This is a genomic window from Variovorax sp. 01T439_2 (assembly GCF_056398445.1).
In genome coordinates this window covers 1-1,057 of the sequence record NZ_JBFTPJ010001345.1, presented here as the reverse complement: position 1 = coordinate 1,057, position 1,057 = coordinate 1, and the positions used below count along the sequence as shown (strand labels likewise).

General features: G+C 60.9%; 2 protein-coding genes. One reads left to right on the top strand and one right to left on the bottom strand.

Going from position 1 to position 1,057, the window contains the following annotated elements; translation table 11 throughout:
• On the bottom strand, nucleotides 1-272 hold a 272-nt coding region (locus AC1DOC_RS34830), incomplete at its 3' end, for a hypothetical protein (RefSeq protein ID WP_478131734.1).
• Here AC1DOC_RS34830 and AC1DOC_RS34825 point away from each other — a divergent pair.
• Nucleotides 199-1,057 (top strand): LysR family transcriptional regulator (locus tag AC1DOC_RS34825; protein ID WP_478131733.1); only part of this gene is annotated, 859 nt, incomplete at its 3' end. The two genes, AC1DOC_RS34830 and AC1DOC_RS34825, sit on opposite strands and share 74 nt — an antisense overlap.

Sequence of the window (1,057 nt, the reverse complement as noted above, 5' to 3'; positions counted from 1 at the left end):
ACTACGTCAACCTCGGCGAGAGGCTCACTGGCACCGCAGTCAGAAGGCAGGAAGGACCGTTTGTCGCCGCGGGCGCCACGAGAATCAGAGTCGGTCAAACCTTCTTCCACCCTGTGAAGTCCCGAGTGTTCACGAAGAGCCTTTCTTGAACAATCAGCTAATATTGATCGGTCTTCAACCTGTGCTTGATAATCCAACATGCCGCTGACCCGATTTACGTTGCGCCAGTTGGAGGCTTTCACGTCGGTCGCCGAGATGCGCAGTTTCAGCACAGCGGCAGGCCAAATGGGACTGACAGTTCAAGCTGTGAGCCAGCTGGTTGCAGAGCTCGAGGCGACTGTGGGTTTCAGGCTGTTGGAGCGCACCACGAGGCGCGTGGAACTCAGCAGCGCGGGGCGGGACTATCTCGCCTCGGCCAAGACCGTGCTGCGCCACGTGGGAGACGCAGAGATGGCGGCCAACGATGTCCGGAACCGCGCGTCTGGGCTGGTACGGGTGGGCGCTCCGCTGGTGCTCGCTTCCATGGCACTGCCGCAGGCAATCTCCCGATATTCCCGTGATCGGCCGAAGGTTGTCGTTCGCATTCGGGACGTGGCTGTGGATCGTCTGGTGGACGCCGTCTCTTCCGGTGACGTCGACATCGCCGTCGGTCCTGATCGCGCACTTGGCGGCGCCGTGGCGGCTCAGACGCTGTTTGACAGTCCCTGGGTGCTTTGGTGCGCACCGTCGCACCCCTTGGCATCGCGCAAGCGCGTTCGCTGGGCCGATCTGCGCAATGTTCCTCTGGTCGTTACGGGAAGAGATCACGAATTGGGCGTGGAACGCATGCGGCTGAACGCACCTGACGAAGAGCGTGTAACACCAGTCGAAATTGTCGATAACACCACCACGGCATTTGGTATTTCGGCGCAGGGCTTTGCCGCCACACTGGCCCCCGACTACGTCGGCGTGCTGGCGACAGCATTCGGACTGGTCATGCTGCGTGTGGTCGAACCAGAGACAGTGCGCAAGGTATGTCTGCGTGTGGTCGAACCAGAGACAGTGCGCAAGGTATGTC